The organism is Spirillospora sp. CA-142024 (assembly GCF_050942325.1).
Classification (GTDB): domain Bacteria; phylum Actinomycetota; class Actinomycetes; order Streptosporangiales; family Streptosporangiaceae; genus Spirillospora.
On the sequence record NZ_CP192077.1, the window covers coordinates 4,270,976 to 4,293,756 of the forward strand.

The window sequence follows — 22,781 nt, forward strand, 5'->3', positions numbered from 1 at the left end:
CGGGGCCCCGATCACGGAAACGCCGTGACCGGGGCCCCAGGGTCGGCTCCCGCGGAAGGTACCGACGGCCGCTAGTTCCGGTACCGGAACACGATCCGGCCGCGCGTCAGGTCGTAGGGCGTGAGCTCCACCAGGACCCGGTCTTCAAGCACGATCTTGATGTAGTTCTTGCGGATCTTACCGCTGACGTGCGCGAGCACCCGGTGGCCGTTCTCGAGCTCCACGGTGAACATGGCGCTGCGCAGGCACTCGACGACCTTGCCCTCGACTTCGATGCCGTTCTTGTTCCTGGTCATCGCACCAGCTCCAGGTTGCTGCCCACCGGCCGGGCCCCGATGCCCTCGAACAGCGCCGAGCCCGCTCGGTTGGACTCGTGGACTTCGGCCCAGGCCGCGTCGAACCCGGAGCGGTGCAGCGTCTCCAGCGCGTGGGCCAGCAGCGCCCGCGCGATGCCGCGGCGCTGCTCGTCGGCCCGGACCGCGACCAGCCCGATGCGCGGCCGGTTCACCGTCACCACCCGGATCAGACCCAGGTAGCGGTCCGGCGCCGCGGCCACCGCGTACTTCGACGGGTCGACGATGGTGTCGCCTTCGGGGCGGGGAAGCACCTCCGCGGGCATCGACTGCCACCACCCGACGGCCGCCTCGACTTCGTCACGGATCGCGCGGTCCACCGCCCGCAGCAGACTCTCGTCCGCCTGACCGGCGGGCACGATCGTCACGCCCGGAGGCGGCAGGACTTCTTCAAGCCCTGTGACCCGAGGGTCGGTCGGCACGACGTACTCCCACTCGCGGCGCCGGATCCTGAAGCCGGCCCGCCGCCAGCCGGCCGTCAGCTCGGCGTCGGCCTCGTCGACCACCGTGTACAGCGGCGCCGGCAGTTCCGCCGACATCGCCTCGGCGAGCCGGTCGAAGGCGGCGTCGTGCCAGGCGTCGATGCTGACGAACAAGCGTCCGTCGGGCCGGTGCTCCGCATACCCGCGGCCGACCACCAGGTCGTCGTCCAGTGCATGCCAATGCCTGTCCGCGACGCGCGTGATCATCACCGCGTTCTCGCTCAGGCCGGATGTGAAAGGCTTCGTGTTCATCGGAGTCTCCTTCCAGGAGTGCCTCGATCTCAGGCGCTCCTGGCGACACCGAACGTCAGCCGCCGGACCGTGACGGGCTGAGGGAGCACCCATGGGTGACTGTGTTCACGGGTCTCACCTCCTTGCGACGTCTTCACGGCCGACCGAGACAGTAGCAGCGGGGCGCCGCCTCGCTCAAACGGTTTCGGCCACGTGCGGATCAGTCGACCGCGTTCTCGTCGGGACCGGGTTGTTCGGGGACGATGCGGGCCAGCTCTACCCGGGAACCGATGTCGAGCTTGCGGAAGACCTGGCGCAGGTGGAACGAGACCGTGTGGGGGGAGAGGAACATCTGGGCGGCCACCTGGCGGTTGGTCAGGCCCTGGGCCACGAGGGACGCGACGCTGCGCTCGGAGTCGGTGAGACTGTCCCATCCGATGGCCGGCCGGTCGGCATAGGACCAGTGGCGGCGTCGTACGCCCAGGTTCCGCAGCCGGGCGCGGATCCGGGCCGCGTCCCGGAGCGCGCCGATCCTCCGGTAGCCCTCGGCGGCCTCGTCGAACTTCTCGATGGCCGCCTCGCGATCACTGATCAGCAGGAGCCCGAGGTCCTCCGTCGCGGATGCGGTGCCCCAGGGGTCGCTGTGCTGTGCCGCGGCCTGGACGAGGGCCGTGGCGTCGCCGTTGAGGATTCCCTGTGCGTGGGCGGCCGCGGCGGCCAGCGCGGGATAGCCCGGGTTGTCGTGCGCGATCTGCCGGGCGGTCTCGACGATGTCCGCGGCCGCCGAGTGGTCGCCCGCGGCCAGGGCGATACGGGTCATCCAGGCCGCCGCGTTGGGTTCGAGCATGAGCATCCAGCACCGGTCCCGTACGTTGGCATAGCAGTCGCGGAGCGGTTCCATCGCCTCCCGCGGGCCGCTTCGGACCTCCCTGACGAGGGAGACGGCCCAGGTGCTCCAGAGCGACCCGTACAGCTCGCCCTGTGCCGCCCGCCGTTCCGATTCCAGGCGCTCGATGTGCTGCTCGGCCGTCTCCAGGTCGCCTTTCCGCACCGCGACGACGGCCAGTGTGGCCAGGCCGAGCAGTGTCAACGCGTAGGTGCCCCATTCGTCCGCGGCCTTCAGTCCGGTCTCGGCCTCCGCCGCCGCGTCGTCGGTCTGGCCGGCGGCCAGTGACAGACAGGCCCGGAAGAAGGCCGGGGTGGCGGCGTGTGCGACCGACCCGTAGGTCTCGAAGTCCGCGGTCGCGGCCCAAAGGACGTTGTCGGCCTCGCTGTGCCGTCCCATCCCGGTGAGGCAGCGGACCAGGAAAAGGCGGGGGTAGGCGAGCCGGGCCCCGATCGATCCCCTGTCCGCCAGGCGCACGGCCTCATGGAGGTCGCGGAAGGCGTCGTCGGCCCGGGCCTCTTCCCACGCGAGGTGCGCACTGAGCAGCAACGCCCCGACCAGGGCGGTGTCGGCATGCCCGGGCCGGTCGGCGAGGATCGCCTTGGCCCGCGCCCGTCCCCGTCCGAACTCGTGCAGCGCCAGCAGACCCTGGAACCTCGCCAGTTCCGTGAGATCGTGCAGTTCTCTGCCGAGGTCCTGGCGCATCAGCAGGTCCTCCGCCTCGGTCACGGCCTGGGCGGGCCGTCCGCTCAGCAGGAAGATGGACGCCAGTTCGTACCGCAGGCGGTCGGCCCATGGACCGGCGGGCGCCTGCCGCAGCGTCTCGCGGGCGGAGTCCATCGCCTCGGTGAGCCGCCCCGCGGCCTTCAGCGCGTCCACCGCCGTCATCGTGCGGGCGAGGAGCGCGGGATGATCGGACGGGTCGGTGAGTTCGAGCGCCCGGACGGCGAGGTCCGCCGCGGAGGGCGGCGAGTAGGGCAGGATCGCGTGTGCCGCCCGTTCCAGCCCGTCGAGCGCTCGCTCGTCTCCCGGCCTGGCGCAGCGCACGAGGTAGCCGGCGGCCGGCACGACCGCGCCTCGACGCAGCAGCATCTCTCCGGCCTGCCGCTGCAGCGCCAGGCGCACCGGTTTGGAGACCATCTCAGTGGCGATCTGCCACAGCATGTCGTGCCGGAACGCCAGCTGATCCACGTCGGGCACGATGATGCCCGCCCGGATCGTCTGGGTGAGCCGCGTCAGCAGTCCGTCGACCGGCTCGCCGAGCATCTCGGCCAGATCGTCCACCGAGAAGGAATGGCCCAGGATCGCCGCCACCTGGAGCAGCTGCCGGGTCGGCTCGGGCAGCCGGAGCAGCCTGCTCCGCGCGCTCGCCTGGACACGTGCCGCCGGGGTCAGCCGTGCACCGCCCTTGGCGACCTCGACCGCACCCTCGAGCTCCCATGTCTTGAGCAGTTCGATGAGCAGGAAGGGGTTTCCGTCCGCGTCGGCCGTCAGGTCGAGGACGTCGGGACCGGGCGGCGCGCCGAGGACGTCCGCGGCGATCTCCGCGACCGCATGGTCGTCCAGCGGCCCGAGCACGACACGGGTGGCGCCATGCCGCGCGAGCGAACTGTACAGCCCGTCCAGGGCCTGATCACCCATACCGCTTGTACGGCTCAGGATCCACCCGAGCGGATAGGAGGCGAGTTCCGGCAGCAGGGACCGCAGTGCCAGCCGGGTCGTCGGATCGGCCCACTGCAGGTCGTCCAGCGTGATCAGCAAGGGGCCGCGGCCTGCCCGCTCTTCGAATCGGGAGCGCAGCCGCTCCACAAGCGACGGCCGGAGATCGACCGTCTCGGCACCGGGCGGTTCCGCCGTCAGCGCGCGCCACGACAGCGCGGGTTCGGGTGAGCCCAGCGCCGGCTCCCTGAGCGCGGTCGCCAGCAGGGCCAGCGGCACCAGGCGCCCGAACTCGTCGCCCGCGGCGTCCGTGCCCGCGATCCGCTCGCGCGCGGCCGCTTCCGCGGCTTCATGGAGGAGCCGGGTCTTCCCCACCCCCATAGGGCCTTCCACGAGGACCACGCCACCTCGGCCGTGCCTGATCGCCCTCAGCAATTCGGCGATGGGCCGCCATTCGCGTGTCCGGCCGCGCCATCCGGGACGGGACAAGGATGCGTCGGTTCCCGCCCCCGTGTCGTGCGGCCGATCCTTTCCCTTGTCCGCCTCCATGGATCCATGACACAACGCGGCAGGCCCGCGCGCAACGTTTGGAACTGTCATTACCCGTGGCCCGCCTCCGTCGCGACCTGCGCGAACGCTCGACGAACAGCTACGTGAGGCGTATGGTGCGAGCTTCTCCGGCAATCAGCGAAAAAATGCGCAGGACCCCGCGACGTAATGCGATTCCCAATCGGACACCATGAAAAGCAAAAGTCCGCATATGGGTTATAGCGTGGTTTTATGGCTTCAGATCCGACTCAGATGGCCGACCTGCACCCGCTGCTGGCGGCGATGCAGGCGCTCCGCGACGGAGACTTCCAGGTCCGGCTGCCGGTCGACCGCGGCGGCGTGCCCGCCGAGCTCGCCATCGTCTTCAACCAGATCGCCGACCGCAACCTGCACCAGTCGGACGAGCTGAGACGGGTCCGCCGCGAGATCGTCCGCCATGGCCGGCTGGACGAGCGGCTGTCGCCCAGCCCCGGCCAGGGCGGATGGGCGGCGACCGTCGAGGCGGCCAACACGCTGATGGACGCCCTGGTCGTGCCGACCATGAACGCCAGCCGAGTCCTGGAGGCGGTCGCCAGCGGCGACCTGAGCCAGCGGGTGGACCTGCATGACGACAGCAGGCCGCTGCGCGGCGGGCTGCGCCGGCTGGGGCAGACGGTCAACCACATGGTCGACGAGCTGTCGTTGTTCACAGCCGAGGTAACCGGGGTGGCCCGCGAGGTCGGCATCGAAGGCCGCCTCGGCGGACGCGCCAAGGTGCACGGCCTGGCCGGCACCTGGCGGGACGTCACCGAGGCCGTCAACACGATGGCCGGCCGGCTCACCGCCCAGGTGCGGGACATCGCGCTGGTGACGACCGCCGTCGCCCGCGGCGACCTGACCCGGTCGGTGACCGTCGAGGCGACCGGTGAGCTGCTGGAGCTGAAGCTGACCGTCAACACGATGGTGGACACGCTGTCGGCGTTCGCCGACGAGGTCATCCGCGTGGCCCGCGAGGTCGGCACCGAGGGACGGCTCGGCGGGCGCGCGCAGGTACGCGGTGTCTCGGGGGTGTGGAAGGACCTCACCGACAACGTCAATCTCATGGCCTACAACCTCACCAACCAGGTGCGGAACATCGCCGAGGTCACCACCTCGGTCGCCGACGGGGATCTGTCCAAGCAGATCACTGTGGACGCTCAGGGTGAGATTCTGCAGTTGAAGAACACCGTCAACACGATGGTCAGTCAGCTGTCGGCGTTCGCCGACGAGGTCACGCGGGTGGCCCGTGAGGTCGGCACCGAAGGTCAGCTCGGTGGCCGCGCGGACGCCCGCGGTGTGTCGGGGGTGTGGAAGGACCTCACTGAGAACGTCAACTTCATGGCCGGGAACCTGACCTCTCAGGTGCGCAACATTGCCCAGGTGGCGACGGCGGTTGCCCAGGGCGATCTCAGCAAGAAGATCGACGTCGATGCCCGTGGTGAGATCCTGGAACTCAAGTCGACGATCAACACGATGGTCGATCAGCTGTCGGCGTTCGCCGACGAGGTCACCCGGGTGGCCCGTGAGGTCGGCACCGAAGGCAACCTCGGCGGCCAGGCCCAGGTCCGGGACGTGTCCGGAATCTGGAAGGACCTCACCGACAACGTCAACGAGCTCGCCCTCAACCTCACCAACCAGGTGCGGAACATCGCCGAGGTCACCACCTCGGTCGCCGAGGGGGATCTGTCCAAGCAGATCACTGTGGACGCTCAGGGTGAGATTCTGCAGTTGAAGAACACCGTCAACACGATGGTCAGTCAGCTGTCGGCGTTCGCCGACGAGGTCACGCGGGTGGCCCGTGAGGTCGGCACCGAAGGTCAGCTCGGTGGCCGCGCGCACGTCCGCGGTGTGTCGGGGGTGTGGAAGGACCTCACTGAGAACGTCAACTTCATGGCCGGGAACCTGACCTCTCAGGTGCGCAACATCGCCCAGGTGGCGACGGCGGTCGCCCAGGGCGATCTCAGCAAGAAGATCGACGTCGATGCCCGTGGTGAGATCCTGGAACTCAAGTCGACGATCAACACGATGGTCGATCAGCTGTCGGCGTTCGCCGACGAGGTCACCCGGGTGGCCCGCGAGGTCGGCACCGAAGGTCAGCTCGGCGGCCAGGCCCAGGTCCGCGGCGTCTCGGGGGTGTGGAAGGACCTCACCAGCAACGTCAACGAGCTCGCCCTCAACCTCACCAACCAGGTACGCGCCATCGCCGAGGTGACCTCGGCGGTCACGCAGGGTGACATGTCGCGGCTGATCACCGTCAAGACCCGCGGTGAGGTCTCCGAGCTGAAGGACAACATCAACCAGATGGTCTCCAACCTGCGGGAGACGACCCAGGCCAAGGACTGGCTGGAGTCCAATCTCACCCGCCTGGCCGGGCTGATGCAGGGACACCGCGACCTCATGGAGGTCGCCGACCTGGTCCTTCGCGAGCTGACCCCGCTGGTGAAGGCGCAGTACGGCGCCTTCTTCCTGGCCGACACCGACGGTAGGGGCGCCCCGGGCAAGGGGCTCGCGTACATCGCCGGCTACGCCTCCCAGGAGCGGACCGTCGACACCGGCGAGATGCCGGCCCACGGCCTGGTGCAGCAGGCCGTCCAGGAGAAGAAGCGCATCCTCGTCGAGGACGCCCCACCCGGCTACATCACCATCAACTCCGGGATCGGGGAGGGGGCGCCGACGAGCGTCGTCATCATCCCGATCCCGTTCGAGGACAAGGTGCTCGGCGTCATCGAACTGGCCTCGTTCAGCCGCTTCTCCAATGTGCACCTGGCCTTCTTCGACCAGTTCGTCGACACCATCGGCGTCGCGATCAACACCATCATCGCCAACTCCCGGACCGAGGCGCTGCTCAGCCAGTCCCAGCAGCTGACGGCCCAGCTCCAAGACCGTTCCGTGGAGCTGCAACGGCAGCAGGCCGAGCTGCGGCGCTCCAACGAGCAACTGGAGGAGAAGGCGGCACAGCTGGCCTCCGCCTCAAGGTACAAGTCGGAGTTCCTGGCGAACATGTCGCACGAACTGCGCTCCCCGCTCAGCTCGCTGCTCATCTACGCCCGGCTGCTGTGCGACGACACCGAACAGAACCTCTCCCAGGACGAGCAGCTGTTCGCGCAGAACATCTACCAGTCGGGTTCCGATCTTCTGCAGCTGATCAACGACATCCTCGATCTGTCGAAGGTCGAGGCCGGCCGGATGGACATCCAGCTGAGGTACCTTCCGCTGGCCAAGCTCCTCGACTACGTCAACGCCACCTTCCGGCCGATCGCCGCGGACCATCGGCTCGACTTCGACATCGAGGTGGCCCCGGACGCCCCGCACGACCTCTACTCCGACGGCCAGCGGCTCCAGCAGATCCTGCGCAATCTGCTGTCCAACGCGTTCAAGTTCACGTCCGAAGGTCACGTCAGGCTGCGCGTGGAGAAGGCCACCAGCAGCGACGAGGAGCCCCCTCGGCCCGACGAGGAGTTCGTGGCCTTCACCGTCGAGGACACCGGCATCGGCATCCCGCACGAGAAGCTCACCACGATCTTCGAGGCGTTCGAGCAGGCGCACGATCCCCACGGCCGCACCGGCGGCACCGGCCTCGGCCTGTCCATCAGCCGTGAACTCGCGGGCCTGCTCGGCGGCAAGATCACGGCCAGGAGCGAGCCGGGCCGCGGCAGCTCGTTCACCCTGCTGGTGCCCGTGGCGCAACCGCTGCCGGCGGACCTGCTCGAACAGCCGCCGCAGCGTGGCGAGGCCGCGGCATGGCCCGTCACCGAGGAGCCCGCTCCAGCGACGACGGGCTCCGGCTCCGCGGAGTCCTTGCTCGCCCGGCCGCCGTCGCGCGACGCCTCCCTTGACAGCCCGACGGCCGATCGGACCGCGTACGCCGGGCAGGAAGACCGTACGTCCCATGCGGTTCACGAGCACCGCGCGCCACAGAGTCTGTCCGACGCGCAGGTCCTCATCGTCGACGACGATCCCCGCATGGTCACGGCCCTGACCCACGTCCTTGGACGAGCGGGTATGTCGGTTGCGCACGCAACGAACGGTGAAGAGGGCATTGAAGCGCTCGACCGGAACCCCGACGTGTCGCTCGTCGTGATGGACGTCATGATGCCCGGCATGGACGGCTACGAGACCATGCGGGCGATCCGGAGCGATCAGCGCTACGCCGATCTTCCGATCATCGCGCTCACCGCCAAGGTCATCGCCGGGGAACGGGATAAGGCGATCGCCGCCGGCGCCAACGAGTACGTGCAGAAACCGGCCGATGTCAACGTACTGCTGGGCGTCGCCCGCGCCTTGCTGGATCCGGAGAACGCCGGCGCGGGGTCGTCCACCGACCGGCCCGTGGCGGGCCGGCACACCGGGAGCGACTCGGCCGGCGGCTGATACCTCCTGTGACTCGTGAGGCCGGTGAGCACATCGACCGACAGGGCCCGCGGGCATGGTCATCGACATCGCCACCACAACCCGCATGGATGGGGGATATGCGGGGCCGGGCCGTTGGCAAGTATTGGGCTGTACCAGAAGGACGCTCGGCCATGGCGGCACCGCGCCGGTCAGATCGAGGACAACCTGCATGGAACAGTTGATCAGAGTGCATCGGCCCACCAGGACATTCAGCATCCCGCCGACAGCCGACGGCGACAAGAGCATCCCCGTGCCCGCCGAGACTTCCACGGCGCCCGGAACGCGCTTGGCCACTCGGCTCACCCGGTTCCTCACCCGGCGCATCGGACGGCTGGAGCGGGCGCTAGAGAAGCAGCGCCGGTTCGCCTCCGAGGTCTCCCACGAGCTGCGCAACCCCATCGCAGGGCTGCGCGCTCGCTTGGAGGAGGCACAGTTGTACCCCGACCAGACCTCCATGGACGAGCTGGTCGAAGAGGCGTTGCACGACGTTCGCCGGCTGGAGGCGATCGTCACCGACCTGCGCCTGCTGTCCCAGGCCGAGGCGACGAACGGCGACAACGGGAGCGGGGGCAGAAAGCCCGAGGTGATGGACCTGGCCGAACTGGTGGCCTCGGAGCTCGCTCACCGGCCGGACCAGCTCGCCGCCGGGCAGGCTCTCGAACCAGGCGTGACCGTCACCGGCGTCCGCGGCGAGATCGCCCGGGTCCTCGCCAACCTGCTGGACAACGCCCAGCGGCACGCGAAGCGGAAGGTCGTGGTCGAGGCCTGCCGCAACGGCGACAGCGCCGAACTGATCGTTTCCGACGACGGCGACGGCATCGCCGCGGCCGATCGGGAAAAGATCTTCCAGCGGTTCGTCCGGCTCGACGCCTCTCGCGAACGCGACCGCGACGGCACCGGCCTCGGCCTCGGGATCTCCCGCGAGATCGCCCACGCCCACCACGGCACGCTCGAGGTGGGCGAATCCACCAGCGGCGGTGCCCGCTTCGTCCTCCGGCTCCCCCTGACCCGCGTGACGCCGGCCGATGGTTCACGCCGCAACGAGCCTCTGCAGAACCACCCGGCACAACACTGATGGCACCACCCTGCATCGGGCCCGCAGAGAACCAGCATTGATATGGATTCACATATCAATGATTGATCCATATCGGTATTGGACCGACGTGGATGGTCTCTGATGTTCTTCTCGGCATGACACGACGCCTCCGGCTGCGACTTGGACCCGCAACCCTGACCGCTTCCGCCCTGCTCGGCGTCCTCGTCCATGCGGCGGGTGCCACCATCGGCGAGAAGGACGCCTCAAGCGACCGCAGCGTCGACGACGCCCCGCACGATGACAAGGTGATCGCCTCGACCGCGACCGCCCTCGCCAAGGCCCTCGGCAGGTTGTGACCGACCCTCGGTCCGGCGGCGTCATCGACGCGGGTTCGCGCGCGCCGTTCGGCTGGGCGCCGCTGGTCGTCCTGTTCATCGTGGGACTCGTGGACCGGATCGAGCACAACCTGCTGTCCGGCGTGCTCCCGGCCGTGCAGCGGGAGTGGGGGTTCGGTGACACGGCCGCGGGCTCGATCCCGACGGCCGCCGCCCTGGCCGCGGCGGTGGTGTGCCTGCCCGCCGGGTATCTGGCGGACCGGTTCAGCCGCACCCGGATCATCGCGGTGGTCGTCTTCTTCTGGGCGATCGCCACGCTGGGCTCCGGGCTGGCCACCGGGTTCGTCATGTTCTACCTGATGCGCGTGCTGCTCACGGCCGCCGAGAACATCGACAACCCCGCCTCGGGCAGCCTTCTCGCCGACTACTACCCGCCGGCCGGCCGTGCCCAGGCGTACGGGCTCACACGCGTCACCGCTCACCTCGGGGGCATCGGGACGCTGCTGGGCGGGGTGCTGGCGGAGGCGTTCTCCTGGCGGACGGCGTTCCTGGTCATGGTGGTGCCGGGCGTGTTCACGGCCATGCTCGTCTGGCTGCTGCGCGAGCCGCGGCGCGGCGAGCTCGACCGCCTGGTGGCGGCCGACGCCGTGTCCCCGCCCCCGCCGGTCGCGGCTGGTCCGGACGCCGCCGCCTCCATGTCCACTTCCACCGCCTCCGCGGAACCCTTGCCCAAGCCTCCGTTCCGGGGGCAGGTCCGGCAGGTCCTCGCCATCCCCACCCTGGTCTTCGTCTGTGCCGGGCAGTCCCTGCTCATCCTCGGCCTGGCCGGGATCTTCTACTGGCTGCCCACGTTCATGGTGCGCACCCTCGGCGCCGGCACGGGCACGGCGGGCTCGCTGAGTGGACTGATCCCGGTCGCGGGCACGCTGGCCGGCACATTGGCCGGTTCGTGGCTGGGCGGGAAGTGGCACGGCTCCCGCCGGGGCGGCCGACTGCTGGCCGGCGGCAGCGGCATCACGGCGGGCTCACTGGTCCTGGCCGGAGCGCTGTCGATGGAGTCGATCGGCCCGCTGACCGCGCTGGTCCTGCTCTCCTGCTCGCTGATGGCCATCGCGATCCCGAACCTCACGGCGTGCCTGGCGGACGTGCTCCCGGCCGCGTCGCGCGGTCTCGGCTTCGCCGTCCTCCAACTGCTCATGACGGCCGGCAGCGCCTTCGGCCCCCTCGTCGTCGGCATCGCCTCGGACCGGCTCGGGTCGCTGCTCGCCGGCATGTACATCCTGGTGATCCCGACGGTAGCCGGCGGGCTCCTCACGCTGGGGGCGAGGGCGTCGTTCGAGCGCGACGCGCGCAGGGTCATGGAGGAGGCCGCCCCCCCTCAGCTCTCCCGATCACCTTGACGTGCGATCCGGATCAAGGCGCGTTTCTCACCAGCCCTGGCGCTCGCATTCCAGCCGCCACCAGTCGGCGGCCCGGGCGACGTCGAAGCCGGAGTTCCACAGGTCGGCCGGGTCGTCGGGCATCAGCCGTTCCCGGATCAGTCCCAGGCGGCCGGAGTCGCGGCGGAACGCGAACTGGTGATTCCGGTCCGGCCTTTCATTCCTCGTGGCTTCGAGCAGGTCGGCGATCTCGGCGGGAAGACCCGGGTCCGCGCCTGACGGCAGTGCCCGGGGGCGGAGGTTGCCGTCCGCGTCCCCGTACAGCAGGTCGACTGCCTGCGCGGTCGTGAGGCCGGTCCGGGCGGCCAGTTCCCGCACGGTCTCGGCGCGAACCGGAGGCGGCCCGTTCTCGGTCAGCAGGCGCTTCAGCCGCAGCAACCTCTCCTGGGAGAGCCATCCTTGCGGGACGGGGTCGCCAACGAGGTCCCGCTCCGGAAGGCGGATAGGCACGAAACGTCCGTCAGGCGAGTACTCGACCGCCGCGAACCCCCGCCGATGCCACCCGCTGAACGACAGCAGCGATCCGTTGTGAGTACGCCATACCTGGATGTTCGGCGTTGACGGCGGGCCAGGGGACGGCTGCTCGAACCAGAGAAGCCGGTAGCGTCCGCTTCCGTCGCCCCATCCGGAGTTGGCCCAGGTGCTCAGCTCGTCCAGGCTCCACACGGCATGGGGCCGCTGCCACGGCCACAGGACGGGTGTCACGTGGCGCGCCAGCCCACCGAAATCCTCGACGAGACGGTCGGCCCCGTGCGGTTGCTCGACCTTGTACAGCAACTCGGGCTCCGCGGGGTTCGGCCCCTCCGCCGCCGCGAGCGCGTGCTTCTCGAATACCCGCAACGACACAAGGTCCCGCACGCCCATCACCGGCAACTCGGGATGGAATTCCAGCAGCGGGGAGCACGGCGGCCGGGGCGCCGCCCCATCCTTCATCCGGAGCCAATGCTCGTTCAGCAGGCATTGCGCCGTGCTGTGCATCCGCTGAGTCACTGCGGCGATCAGCGAAGACTCGGTGATCTCGGGCACCAGGCGGAGGAGTTCGTCCCGTACGGGCCGCAGCACCCAGCGAGAGGCGGGCAGCGCGGCCGTCACGATGCGCACGGCGGTGTCCCGGTCCAGCGTGCGCAGCGCGACCGACCCGGCCGGGTCGACAGGGTTCCGCCTGCCCCAGACGGCGGGCGGCGGCACGGACGGGTCCCTCGGCGAGTAGCCCAGCCGGGCGCTCTGTGAGCCGTCAGGTGCGGTGACGCTGATCCGGCCCTGATGAAGGCGGACCCGGCTCGGGGCGGAGGCCCCCGGATAGGTGACCTCCCCGGCCCCGGGCGCCTCCGGACGCGCCGTGCGGGCTCCCGGCTCGTACGTCAGCGCGAGTTCCTCGCTCTCCGGCCCGGCGGCGACCGGGCCCTCCGCCCGGAACGTCTGCCAGCGGCCGCCGGGCCCCACCCGCGACACGCGCATGGTCTCGCCGTCGTACCAGGGCATCATCTCTTTCGGGAAGCGGCCGAGATGCACCCTCCACGGGGATCCGCCGCCGTCGTCGACCTCGACCTCCCGGCGGGTCCGCACGGACAGGTACTCGCGATGCTGGACGACGGACCGCGCGACATTGTCCGTGAATGAGACGGGGATCGCGAACTCTTCCGGTATGCCGGCACGCAGTTCCGTCAGCAGCGCCTCCACCGGATCGCAGAACTCCATCTCCCGCGCGAATCCGGGATTGCGCTCCCTGAACCGGTACCCCTCGTCGACCAGCCACGACAGCGCCCGGTTCAAGCGGTAGAGGTAGCCCGCCTCGACGTCGGCCTTCAGCCGGGTCCTCAGCTCGGCGTCAGGCGCATCGCTCCAGCGCGCGCGCCTGGGCGGGATGGCCGCCGGATCGCCGTCGGGGTCGATGTCGCCGCCCGGCTCCGCGCCGTCCCGGAAGAGGCGCTCCCCGGCCTGGTCGACCAGCGTCAGCAGCACGTCGACGGCGCAGCGGCGCCCGGTGGTGGCGAACCAGTCCGCCGGCAACCGGGCACCCGCTCCCGCGTCGGCCAGCGTCGCCAGCCACATCTGCCGCATCTTCTCGGCGAGCTCGGCCCCGCCCTCCGCCTCGTGCCGCGCCCGGTCGGGCTCGGCCGCGATGAGCAGCTCCATCAGGTCGCCGTCGCGGCCGGCCACCGCCGCCAGGGCCTTCCGCGCAGCGGCCCAGATCGTCTGGGACGCGCCGGGCAGCAGCCCGTCGCGCAGCAACCGCGCGGCAAGGAACTCCTCCTCATCGTGCTTGGCGATCCCGGTCGCGACGGCGAGCTTCCGCAGGTCGGGGAAGAGGCGTGCGTACGGGATCAGCCCGGCGTCGAACCCCGCGCAGACCACCTCGCGGAACCGAGCATGCGCCTCGTCCGGCGGAAGGAGCCCGCTGAGCGTCTTGGCGTGGTCGCGCAAGACGGCCGGACCGACCACTCCCGCCGGGACGAACTCCAGGAGCGTCGTGTGCAGCCGTTCCAGGTCGCGCGCGCTCGCGTCGTCCTTCTCGGCCTTGCGGGCCTGGGTGAAGGACCATGTCGCGAGCTCCGCAGCCGTCTCCGACACAGCCGCGGCCACGAACGCGCGGCACGCGTCCTCGAAGAAGGAGATCCGGTCCGCCGCTGACAGCGGCCGGGCCAGTCTGGTCAAGGCCGACTTGAGCTTGCGCGGGTGGTCGGTTCCGGCTCCGGCGGCCAGCGCGGCCAGCTCCGGGTCGCGAGGGGAGGAGCTCACCAAAAGGATCTTACTGCCGGGCCGGCAGGGGGTGGCCGGGGACGGCGACGTCGATGAGGCCGGCGGCGACCGTCGTGGCGGCGCGGGCGCCGTTCCCGGCCGGGGTCTTGGAGGTGTGACCTCAAGGTCATGATTAGCTAAGGACATGGCGGACGTGGGCAAGGGTGCATCCGAACGGGGCGGGGAGATCACCACACCTCAGGAGCTGCTGGCCGCCCCGGGGTACGTGGCGAGGCGGCTGTACCAGTCGTATGTGGCGCTGTGGACGCGGGCGGTCGATCCCGTCCTGACCGGTCCGCAGTTCGCCGTGTTGACCGCCGTGAACGCCTATCCGGGGGTGGACCAGGGGTCGCTGGGCGCCACGGTCGCCCTCGACCGGTCGACCATGGCCGACATCGTCCGGCGGATGGAGGACAACGGCCTCATCGTCCGCCACACCGCCACGCATGACGGGCGCCGCAAGCTGCTGTACCTGACCGACGAGGGGGAGCGGCGGCTGAAAGAGGCCGAGCGGCGCACCCGCAGCCTCGACGAGGACCTGATGCGCGGCTACTCCGCCGCCGAGCGCGAACGGTGGCTCCGTGAGATGACCGCGCTGGCCGGTCACTGGGAAGGGCTGCTGGAAGACCACTTGTGAAGGTGAGTTCGCGCGTCAGTTCGCGGGCGCCCGACCTGGCGCGCTGGGCCTGATGCGGCACGGCCAAGCGCCAGGGCCCGGTGGTGCCGGGCCCTGGTAGGTGGGTTGAGAGGCGATGAGCGTCGCCCCTCGCCGAGGCTCAGTCGGTGGCGGCGCGAGCGCCCGCGATGATGCCGGGGACGGTGGCAAGCCAGAGACTGATGAAGTGGCCGACAGCGATGAAGAAGTCGCCGTCGACGCCCTCAGCGGTAGCGTAAGCGATCGCCCAGACAGTGGTGACGACCGCGAAGGTGGTGATCGGCATCCACACCGGCGGCCATCTGGTGATGCCGCAGAGGATGCCAAGGCCGGTACCGAGGATGCCGAGTGATGCACCCTCGATCATGATGACCACGATCATGGTCAGCGTGCCGCCTTCGATGTCGAACTCGTCGAAGACTTCGGCGCGGACGGTGTCAGCGCCGAAGACAGCGATCCCGACGATGACGAAGAGCCCGAAGACGACGATGCCGGCGATGCCGACTGCGGTGAGGGCACGTTGAACCGGTTTCTTCATGGTGGTGTCTCCTTTGCGTTGGCGCCCGTGCCGGTGCACAAGCGTCATCGATTACCGTGACGAGGGCCGTCTGCGCCGCCAGTCCGCCTGGTTCACCGATCCGGTGACCATGAAGACAAAGGTCGGCAATTACAACGCCGGCGTTCGCATTCCCGAGCCCCTCTACGACCGGATCGACGCCCGCCGGCAGAAGACCTTGACCCGGTTCGAGCATCTGCACGCCCGCAAGCCGACCGCGGATGGCGGCGCAAGCAGGAACAGCGGCGCTTCATTGCCGAACGCTCCCCCTCCGACGAAGCGGCCGACTACTCGGTCTTCGAGCCGACCGCACGAGCCATCGCCGGCCTGGAGAAGGGACCGGCCGCTGCGCCAGATGCGCCTCGACCACGCCCCGCCCAAAATGGCGGTGGTCGCCCGCCGAGCCGCCTCGCCGAGGCCACCGCGGACGGCACCGCCGCTCAAGACCGCCTACGCCGAGATCAACAACCAGCGCGGCCAGATCGGCCGACTCCTCGGCCAGATCCCGCGAGCTTGAACTCGACCTGCCCGCCGACGCCATCGAGCGGATCACCACCGAGAACCGGACGCTCCCGCAGGAGAACCGGAGGCTCACCACCGAGAACCATCAGATCACCAAGCGGCTCACGGCAGCCCGCGAGAACAACCGCTTCCTCGACACCCGGATCGCACGCCTCGAAGCCCAAGTCTTGGAGCTCACGCAGCCCAGCGGATCGCCTGCGAGCAGTTGAGGGCCCGAACGGCGTTCACCCGTACTCACCTCTGCATTTCAAGGAGTAAGCCGACACATGGCTCAACGCGGATGCGGCGGTGCCTCAGGGCCAGGCTCAGCAGTGCCGTTCTGCACGGGATAGTGGATGACGACCGCACCACCAGTCGCGTAATTGGCGACATCGGCAGCCACCTGCCGGCCCTGCGGAGACGCCCTCGCCGCGGTCATTGCCGCAGCGTCAGCGAACTCGGCCTCGAAGACCGCGAAGTACGGCGTCTGTCCCTGCGTCGCTGCCACCTCGAAGCTGTAGCGCCACGCGAGCAGGCCCGGCATGCGCGTGACCAGCGGGAGATGGTGGGTTACGTAGTAGTCGCGGAAGTGGTCGGGATCGGCGGGCTCGGGATACAAGACCATCAGCTTGTGCATGACAACCTCCGTTCAGGAGCGAGCGACCACAACATCCCGGAGATCTCCGGCCGTCGCCATACCGGCACCACCACCTTTGATGCCCAGCCGGTCGCACAACCCGGCAACAATCGCCTCACGAAGCTCCCAAAGCGCTTCGGAAATCGAATCGTTAGAGCGGACGATAGTGCGTCGGATATCGAAGCCGCAAGAGGGGATGTCGGTGTAGGGGTTCCAGTGCAGAGCTAAGTACGAGTTCTACCCTCAGCGACATGGATCGTGATGAGCGGCTCAAGCTCACCCAACGACGAAGACCGGCTTAAGCCGAACTTCACCGAGGTGAAGGGCCCGATCCTGAAGCGCGCCCTAGAGATCACACAGGAGATCCGGCACGCACGCGAGGTCAGCGGACAGCTAGCCGACTCCCTGGCCGATGAGCACCTCGAAGCGCTCAAGGCCCTCGGTGACTACCCGGAAATGTGGCACACGATCCACGACGAGGCCCTCAACGACTATGAGAAGCAAGTCAGCGCGAGCGACGTTGCCAAACGGAGCCGCGCTTGGCGCTACCTGGAGCTCCTCGGAGAGGACGAGGCACGCAGGCGTGCTGACGAGCGCCCGAGCCAGGTCGCCGAAGAGATGGCCACTGGCATCTTGATCCAACGAGCTGTCGAGCGAAGCGGCTGATCATGGCCCCGGGGACGCAACGGTGATCCTTGGCGGCCACGGCTCGGGCAGACCACCCTTGCGATGCAGTTGCTGCCACACCCGCTGGCCACCCGCGACCAGCACCCCGAGGAGCCGGTCCCGGTGCTGCTGCCGGTGGCCGGCTGGGACACCGTGCAGTTCCCACGGCTGTACGACTGGCCGACCGACTCGCCCGCGATCACCCGGCACTGCGCGCCCCTGGCCTAACCCCGCCCTGGTTACTTCCTCCCGGGGTCTTGCTTTTCGGAGATCGTCCGTGTTCGGATTAGTTAGTCCGAGCACGGACGATCTCTTGGAGGAGCATTGTCGGCGAGCCAGTCGTACAGCGTCACGATCGTCGGCGGCGGCCTGGGCGGGCTGACCGCGGCGCTCGCGCTGCGGCAGCGGGGACTTCGCGTCACCGTTCTGGAACAGGCGGCGGAACTCGGGGAGGTGGGCGCGGGAATCCAGACCGCGCCCAACGCCAGCCGGGTCCTGATGGGGCTCGGACTGCGCGCCGCGCTGGAGGCCATCCGCACCGAGCCGCTGGATCAGGTGCGCCGCCGCTGGCAGGACGGCAGCGTCATCGGCCTCACGCCGCTCGGCGAGTTCTGCAAGCGCGAGTACAACGCCCCGTACTGGCACTACCACCGCCTCGACCTCGCGCACCGGTGAGGTGACGAAGGCCACAGGGCGCTCCTGTCCGATCGGTCAGATCTGACCGATCGGACAGTTATGGTGGGGTCCATGCCTCGTACCTCCACCGCCCTTCGGGGACAGATCCTGGATTCGGCGCTGCGGTTGTTCGCCCTGCACGGCTTCCGCGGGGCGTCGCTGCAGGACATCGCCTCCGACGCCGGCTGCTCGAAGGCGTCGCTGCTCTACCACTTCAGCAACAAGGAGGCGATCCTCGCCGAGTTGCTGATCCCGGTCGGGCAGGAGGCCGCGGTGCTGGACGGCCGGCTGACGGACCTGGGCGGCGAAGATGCGGCGAGAACCGCGGTCGCCGGGTTCGTCGACCTCGCATTGCGCTACCGGCGCGAGCTGAAGGTGCTGTTCGACAACCTGTCCGAGGCCACCGCGTTGCCCGGGGTGGGGGTCACGGGGATCGAGGATCGGCTCGTCGACGCACTGGCGGGCCGATCCACCTTGCCGCAGGACCGGGTGGCCGCACTCATGGCGTTGGGCGGGATGTTCGTGACCGCCACCACTGACGTGCGCTTCGAGCATCAGGTCCTGCGCGAGGCGATGACCAGCAGCGCGCTGCGGACGCTGGGCCTCGCCCAGCCGATCCCGCGCTGAACCGTCACCGAGCTTCGAAAAGAAGGGCCCACTCCCCATGGCTGCGCTGCTCTACCGACTCGGCCGCTGGAGCTACCGGCGCAGGGGCCTCGTCCTGGCCGCCTGGCTGCTTCTGCTGGTCGTCCTGGGCGGGGCGGCCGCCGCGTTCAGCGCCCCCACCACCTCCGAGTTCCGCATGCCCGGCACCGAGTCCCAACGGGCGACGGACGTGCTGAAAGACCACTTTCCTCAGGCAGGGGGCGCCACCGGCACGATCGTCATCGCCGCCCCGGCGGACCGGAGACTGCAGCCTTCCGAGGTCGAGCCCGTCATCGAACAGGCGAAGACGGTTCCCGGCGTCAGCGCGGTCACCGACCCCTTCACGGCCCGTTCGGTGTCGCCGGACGGTCGCTACGCCTTGGTTCAGGTGCAGTTCGCGGCCCCGGCCGCCGACCTGTCCGACGCGCAGCGCACGGCCTTCACGCGGATCAGCGGGGACACCGGCGGCCTGCGCGTGGAGACCGGCGGCGAAGCGGCCAAAGGGGCGAGCGAGGCGGGAGCCGCCGAGGTGATCGGCGTCGCGGTCGCCGCGGTCGTTCTGATCATCACCTTCGGCTCCCTGGTGGCCGCCGGGATGACCCTGGTCAACGCCCTGGTCGGCGTCGGCGCGGGAATGGCCGGGCTGTTCGCTTTGACAGGCGCGGTGGAACTGCACAACGCCACTCCGGTGCTGGCGCTCATGCTGGGCCTGGCCGTCGGTATCGACTACTCGCTGTTCATCACGTCCCGCTACCGTCAGCTGCTCCTGGAAGGGCTGGACGCGCGGGAGGCCGCCGGGCGGGCCGTCGGCACCGCCGGGTCCGCGGTGATGTTCGCCGGCGCCACCGTGGTCATCGCCTTGGCCGGACTGTCGGTGGTCGGCATCCCGTTCCTGACCGCCATGGGCCTCGCGGGAGCCGCCACGGTCGCGGTGGCCGTCGTCGTCGCGCTGACGCTGCTGCCGGCCGTGCTGGCCTTCGTGGGCACCAGGGTTCTGCCCCGTGGCCGGCGCTCTGGCAGCGTCGACCATTCCTCGGGCTCCCCGTCGGCGGAGTCCGGCATCGGGTACAGATGGGGTCGCGTCGTGACCCGGTTTCGTCTGCCGGTCCTTCTGGTCGGCGTCCTGGCGCTGGGCGCGCTCGCCCTTCCCGTGTCCGGGATGCGGCTGGCACTGCCCGACGCGAGCACCGCGGCCGAGAACACGCATGAACATCGGGCCTACGACCTGGTCAGCGAAGGCTTCGGTCCGGGCTACAACGGACGCCTGATCGCCGTGGTCTCCGGTGACGATGCCGGGGCCACCCGTGCCGCGGCCCGAAAGACCGTCACGCTCGTGCGCGGCGTCGACGGCGTCGACGGCGTCGCGGCCGCGCAGTTCAACAAGGCCGGGACCACCGCGCTCATCGGCATCGTCCCCACTACCGCGCCCACCGACCAGACCACCGAGGACACCGTCCACGCCATCCGCGACGGAGTCGCCGACATCTCTGGCGCCCGGGTCGCGCTGACCGGTGCGACCGCGGTCGGCATCGACATCTCCGAGAAGCTCACCGACGCGTTGCCGGTCTATCTTCTGCTGGTGGTGGGCCTGTCGATCCTGCTGCTGATGCTGGTCTTCCGCTCGGTACTGGTGCCGCTCAAGGCCGCGGCGGGCTTCCTGCTGACGGTCGGCGCGGCCTTCGGCATCACGACCGCCGTGTTCCAGGAGGGCCACCTGGCCGGTCTGGCCGGCGTCGGCACACCGGGGCCACTGGTCAACTTCCTGCCCATCCTTCTGATCGGCATCCTGTTCGGCCTGGCCATGGACTACGAGGTCTTCCTGGTCTCCAAGATGCGCGAAGACCACGTCCACGGCGCCACGCCCCGGCAGGCCGTCATCAACGGCCTGGGCCACAACGCCCGCGTCGTCACCGCCGCCGCCCTCATCATGATCGCGGTGTTCGCCGGGTTCATGCTCACTCCCGACCCCGTCATCAAGTCCATCGGGTTCTCCCTGGCGGTCGGCGTGTTCGTCGATGCCTTCATCGTCCGCATGACCCTGGTGCCGGCCGCGATGTCGCTTCTGGGCCGCGCGGCCTGGTGGCTGCCCCGCCCACTGGAGAAGGCGTTGCCGAACTTCGACATCGAAGGAGCGGAACTCGACCGCAGCCTTGAAACTCCCGATCCGCGGCAGAACGTGCACACCCGGGTCGGCTAGATCGTCGGGAGAGGCACCGGCACGGCACGAACTCTCGATGCGTTCGTTCCGCATGACATCGGCCCCATAGGCTGCTGCCACGGCATCGCCCTGGCGGTGCCGACCCAGCGGGCTACGGTGAGGACTGCGGTAATGGCCGGTGCCACTCCCAAACCGCGTTTGCGTGCATCGGCTCGCCGGGCGCTGATCACGGCGGCGGCGTTGAAGATCTTTGCGGCGAAGGGCTTCCACGGCACTTCTCTCGGCGAGATCGCGGCCGCCGCCGGAGTGGCGCGGACGGTGGTGTACGACCACTTCCCTTCCAAGCGGGTGCTCCTGCTGACGGTCATGCAGGAGGAGAACGCGGCGCTGATCGAGCATGTGGGGATCCGCATCGGCGGTTCCGGGTCGGCCGAGGACCGGATGCGTTCCACGATCGACGCCTATTTCAGCTTCGCGCAGAGCCGTCCGGAGGCTCGGCGCCTGCTGTTCGACCGCACCGGCGAGGACGACCCGGAGATCCGCATCGTCCGCGAGGGGATCCGTGAATCGCGCACGCACGCCGTCACGGCGCTGCTGGCCGACGACATACGCACGGTGGGCGTCGAACCGGGGGAGCAGATCGCCGAGGCGATGGTCGAGCTGATCATCTCCGGGCTCGACGGCGTGGCGCAGTGGTGGGAGCGCAATCCCGACATGCCGCGATCGATGCTGGTCGAAGGCGCGATGCGACTGCTCTGGGCGGGGCTGGGAAACGGCCGCTGAAGGACGACCGTGGTCTGTGGCGCCGCTTCTCTCTCAGCCGACGCTGGAGTCGTGGTGATCATAGGGAGTGCCGGACACGCCCGACCTGGCGGCGACCCTGGTCGCCAGGGCGACACCCGCTCGCTGCCAGGCGTCACCGTGGCGGGCCCGCCGCCGCAGTCTGCGGTCGGTGTGAGGCAACCGGTCGCCGGCCCTGCGCAGGAGCACGATGAGGTGCACGAGACGTTCGGCGATGCCCTGCCAGGGCTGAAGTCCGACCGACGCCAACGGTGAAGACCGCAGCAGCGCCCGGACGAGCGACTCTCCGGTCAGCGCGGAGACCAGGCCGATCATTGGTGCCGCCGACTGGATCTGCAGTCGCCGCAACACGGGGTTGTGGCTGAGGACGCCGGCGCAGGCGGCGTTGACCGTGATGTCGGTCCATTCGGTCGGGCCGCCGGCGGTGAGGATCATGTGGTGGGCCATCTGGAGGGCGTCGGTGGCGTTGCGCGGGATGAGTTCGTCGGCGACGCCCATCACATGGGCGATGTAGGCCCAATACATCATGATGGCGTCCAGGTCGGTGGACGAGATCCGCCTGCCGTGCGCGTGGTCGAACAAGGGTGGGAGCAGCCCGAAGGTGACCGCCGCGCCCATGGTCATGGCGTTGGAGATGGGGTTGCCGTGGCGGGCGAAGTGGTCATCGCCCCAGATACGGCGCAGGGCAAGCCGCGCCTGAGCGTGCATCAGCCTCACCCGGACGATGCTCTTGAAGACCGGGGAATGACGGTCGGCGCCTCCGGGGCGGGTGATGTCATGGAACCAGGTGACCGTCTCCAGTTCCCGTCGCCGGAAGTCGGCGAGGAATCTGCGGGTCTGTCCGGTCGCCGAGGAGACTTCGGCGCCGACCAAGGTGCCCATGGCGTCGCTGAGCATCATGGTGAGTTTCCCCGCGAGGGAGGCGTTGATCCACAAGCGGCGGCCTTTCTCCCAGGTGCCGGGGGCGAACCAGTCCGGAGGGTCGTCCAACTGGCGGAACAATGCCACCAGGGCCGGCGGGGGATCGGTCACCGCGTCGATGCCCTGATCGAGCGCCTGCTCCAGCATCTCGCGCCCCCGCGACATCCCGATGTCGCGGAAGGCGTGAACGACGGCGTCCATCAGCTCGTCGCCCTGCCAGCGGTGGTCGTCGAAGAGTCGGGTCAGCGGTGTCTGGACGGGGACGGGACCTACCGGGATCCAGGGGGAGAACTGCTCGATATGGGGCTTGGTCAGCCACAGCTCTGAGACAGTGGCGGCCTCGGGGCCCGGCCGCAGCGCCATGCCTTTCCGGTAGTAGTAGTCGAAGGGGTGCCGGTCAGTGGCGGCCTGCGCGGCCGCGCTCCCGTTCACTGTTGACATGCGGTA

19 protein-coding genes are annotated in these 22,781 nt (G+C 69.5%); 12 read left to right on the forward strand and 7 right to left on the reverse strand.

Translation table 11 applies throughout. From position 1 onward, the window contains the following. Window positions 1-71: 71 nt before the first annotated feature. The 3 genes from infA to ACQPZP_RS20595 all read right to left on the reverse strand — a co-directional run bounded on the left by infA (window position 72) and on the right by ACQPZP_RS20595 (window position 4,211). A complete protein-coding gene (gene infA / locus ACQPZP_RS20585) occupies window positions 72-296 on the reverse strand; it encodes a translation initiation factor IF-1 (RefSeq protein ID WP_433469446.1) in 225 nt (74 codons plus the stop codon). Next, entirely contained in the window at window positions 293-1,087 is a 795-nt protein-coding gene (locus ACQPZP_RS20590; RefSeq protein ID WP_433479214.1) for a GNAT family N-acetyltransferase, read from the reverse strand. Before ACQPZP_RS20590 ends, infA begins: the two co-directional genes overlap by 4 nt. Window positions 1,088-1,286: 199 nt before the next feature. Continuing rightward, window positions 1,287-4,211: a helix-turn-helix transcriptional regulator gene (locus tag ACQPZP_RS20595; protein WP_433479215.1), complete on the reverse strand. Its 2,925-nt coding sequence runs from the start codon at window positions 4,209-4,211 to the stop codon at window positions 1,287-1,289. Window positions 4,212-4,391: 180 nt separating this feature from the next. On the opposite strand from ACQPZP_RS20595, the gene ACQPZP_RS20600 reads away from it, so the two are divergent. The 4 genes from ACQPZP_RS20600 (at window position 4,392) to ACQPZP_RS20615 (ending at window position 11,341) form a co-directional block, all read left to right on the forward strand. Then, window positions 4,392-8,549, forward strand: a complete 4,158-nt coding sequence (locus tag ACQPZP_RS20600; protein ID WP_433479216.1) for a HAMP domain-containing protein — start codon at window positions 4,392-4,394, stop codon at window positions 8,547-8,549. A gap of 307 nt (window positions 8,550-8,856) precedes the next feature. Next, window positions 8,857-9,645 carry a sensor histidine kinase gene (locus ACQPZP_RS20605; RefSeq protein WP_433479217.1) on the forward strand — a complete coding sequence of 263 codons (789 nt, stop codon included), beginning with the start codon at window positions 8,857-8,859 and terminating at the stop codon, window positions 9,643-9,645. A 116-nt stretch (window positions 9,646-9,761) separates the two neighbouring features. Then, entirely contained in the window at window positions 9,762-9,962 is a 201-nt protein-coding gene (locus ACQPZP_RS20610) for a hypothetical protein (protein ID WP_433479218.1), read from the forward strand. After that, window positions 9,959-11,341: an MFS transporter gene (locus tag ACQPZP_RS20615; protein WP_433479219.1), complete on the forward strand. Its 1,383-nt coding sequence runs from the start codon at window positions 9,959-9,961 to the stop codon at window positions 11,339-11,341. Before ACQPZP_RS20610 ends, ACQPZP_RS20615 begins: the two co-directional genes overlap by 4 nt. Window positions 11,342-11,368: 27 nt before the next feature. On the opposite strand, the gene ACQPZP_RS20620 is transcribed toward ACQPZP_RS20615, so the two are convergent. After that, complete coding sequence (locus ACQPZP_RS20620) at window positions 11,369-14,119, reverse strand: hypothetical protein (protein ID WP_433479220.1); 2,751 nt, start codon at window positions 14,117-14,119, stop codon at window positions 11,369-11,371. A 154-nt stretch (window positions 14,120-14,273) separates the two neighbouring features. Here ACQPZP_RS20620 and ACQPZP_RS20625 point away from each other — a divergent pair, with 154 nt between their 5' ends. Next, a complete protein-coding gene (locus ACQPZP_RS20625; protein WP_433479221.1) occupies window positions 14,274-14,756 on the forward strand; it encodes a MarR family winged helix-turn-helix transcriptional regulator in 483 nt (160 codons plus the stop codon). A 139-nt stretch (window positions 14,757-14,895) separates the two neighbouring features. Here ACQPZP_RS20625 and ACQPZP_RS20630 read toward each other — a convergent pair whose 3' ends face one another. After that, entirely contained in the window at window positions 14,896-15,312 is a 417-nt protein-coding gene (locus ACQPZP_RS20630) for a hypothetical protein (protein ID WP_433479222.1), read from the reverse strand. 109 nt (window positions 15,313-15,421) lie between these two features. Between ACQPZP_RS20630 and ACQPZP_RS20635 the strand changes: the two genes are divergently transcribed. Then, entirely contained in the window at window positions 15,422-15,847 is a 426-nt protein-coding gene (locus ACQPZP_RS20635) for a hypothetical protein (protein ID WP_433479223.1), read from the forward strand. Between the two features lie 276 nt (window positions 15,848-16,123). Here the strand turns inward: ACQPZP_RS20635 and ACQPZP_RS20640 are convergent, their stop codons facing one another. Continuing rightward, the gene (locus tag ACQPZP_RS20640; RefSeq protein WP_433479224.1) at window positions 16,124-16,468 is read right to left on the reverse strand and encodes an EthD family reductase; all 345 of its coding nucleotides are present in this window, start codon (window positions 16,466-16,468) and stop codon (window positions 16,124-16,126) included. 261 nt (window positions 16,469-16,729) lie between these two features. Between ACQPZP_RS20640 and ACQPZP_RS20645 the strand changes: the two genes are divergently transcribed. The 6 genes from ACQPZP_RS20645 to ACQPZP_RS20670 all read left to right on the forward strand — a co-directional run bounded on the left by ACQPZP_RS20645 (window position 16,730) and on the right by ACQPZP_RS20670 (window position 21,395). After that, the gene (locus ACQPZP_RS20645) at window positions 16,730-17,134 is read left to right on the forward strand and encodes a hypothetical protein (RefSeq protein ID WP_433479225.1); all 405 of its coding nucleotides are present in this window, start codon (window positions 16,730-16,732) and stop codon (window positions 17,132-17,134) included. Between the two features lie 63 nt (window positions 17,135-17,197). Continuing rightward, entirely contained in the window at window positions 17,198-17,362 is a 165-nt protein-coding gene (locus ACQPZP_RS20650; protein ID WP_433479226.1) for a hypothetical protein, read from the forward strand. Window positions 17,363-17,458: 96 nt separating this feature from the next. Next, complete coding sequence (locus tag ACQPZP_RS20655; protein ID WP_433479227.1) at window positions 17,459-17,809, forward strand: FAD-dependent oxidoreductase; 351 nt, start codon at window positions 17,459-17,461, stop codon at window positions 17,807-17,809. 72 nt (window positions 17,810-17,881) lie between these two features. Further along, on the forward strand, window positions 17,882-18,436 hold the full coding sequence (locus ACQPZP_RS20660) for a TetR/AcrR family transcriptional regulator (RefSeq protein WP_433479228.1): 555 nt from the start codon (window positions 17,882-17,884) through the stop codon (window positions 18,434-18,436). Window positions 18,437-18,473: 37 nt separating this feature from the next. Continuing rightward, window positions 18,474-20,651, forward strand: coding sequence for an MMPL family transporter (locus ACQPZP_RS20665; RefSeq protein ID WP_433479229.1), 2,178 nt, complete (start codon window positions 18,474-18,476; stop codon window positions 20,649-20,651). Between the two features lie 96 nt (window positions 20,652-20,747). Next, on the forward strand, window positions 20,748-21,395 hold the full coding sequence (locus ACQPZP_RS20670) for a TetR/AcrR family transcriptional regulator (RefSeq protein ID WP_433479230.1): 648 nt from the start codon (window positions 20,748-20,750) through the stop codon (window positions 21,393-21,395). 33 nt (window positions 21,396-21,428) lie between these two features. Here the strand turns inward: ACQPZP_RS20670 and ACQPZP_RS20675 are convergent, their stop codons facing one another. Then, a complete protein-coding gene (locus tag ACQPZP_RS20675) occupies window positions 21,429-22,775 on the reverse strand; it encodes an oxygenase MpaB family protein (RefSeq protein WP_433479231.1) in 1,347 nt (448 codons plus the stop codon). Window positions 22,776-22,781: the final 6 nt, after the last annotated feature.